Raw genomic sequence first — 476 nt, forward strand, 5'->3', positions numbered from 1 at the left:
GTGGCGACGTCACCGACAACGCCACGCTGGCGCTGAACACCGGCGGCACGTTCGACAACACCATCAGCGGTAGCGGCCAGGTGGTGAAATCCGGCGACGACGTGCTGACGCTCTCCGGCAGCAATACTTACACTGGCGGTACCACTATCAGCGGCGGCACGCTGATTGCCAGCAACGTTGACGCGTTGGGCACCGGTGACGTCACTAACGACGCCACGCTGGAGCTGAACACCGGCGGTGACTTTACCAACAACATCAGCGGCAACGGGCAAGTGGTGAAATCCGGCGACGACACGCTCACGTTTTCCGGCAGCAATACTTATACCGGCGGTACCCTTATCAGCAGCGGCACGCTGGTCGCCAACGATGTAAACGCGCTGGGTACTGGCGACGTTACCGACAACGCCACGCTGGAACTGAACACCGGCGGTGACTTTACCAACAACATCAGCGGCAGCGGGCAAGTGGTGAAATCC

At 60.7% G+C, this 476-nt stretch carries 1 protein-coding gene; it reads left to right on the forward strand.

The window, feature by feature from the left end; translation table 11 throughout:
- On the forward strand, nucleotides 1-476 hold a 476-nt coding region (locus NA986_RS24345; RefSeq protein WP_395237296.1), incomplete at both ends, for an autotransporter-associated beta strand repeat-containing protein.

The organism is Salmonella sp. NW177 (assembly GCF_051811585.1).
GTDB lineage: Bacteria > Pseudomonadota > Gammaproteobacteria > Enterobacterales > Enterobacteriaceae > Salmonella > Salmonella enterica.